Raw genomic sequence first — 210 nt, forward strand, 5'->3', positions numbered from 1 at the left:
GTCTGGGTGGTGAGGGTGATATCGCCGCCCGCCGCCAGTGTCAGCGCGCCGTCAGTTTGCACCGCACTGGCACTGATATTGATGTCTTTTGCCGCCTGCAAATTGATATCGCTCTTGGCGTTCAACTGGCTGCCAGCAGCGTTTCATCATAGAGATTCACTGAACTGGTGTGGCGCTTGCTGGAAGATTCGCCGGTGACATAAGGCTGTC

The 210-nt window shown here is 56.2% G+C and carries 1 pseudogene; it reads right to left on the bottom strand.

Going from position 1 to position 210, the window contains the following annotated elements:
• Nucleotides 1-210 (bottom strand): annotated as a pseudogene (locus YROHD0001_RS20160) (hemagglutinin repeat-containing protein); the annotation flags it as partial.

The organism is Yersinia rohdei ATCC 43380, assembly GCF_000173775.1.
Lineage (GTDB): Bacteria > Pseudomonadota > Gammaproteobacteria > Enterobacterales > Enterobacteriaceae > Yersinia > Yersinia rohdei.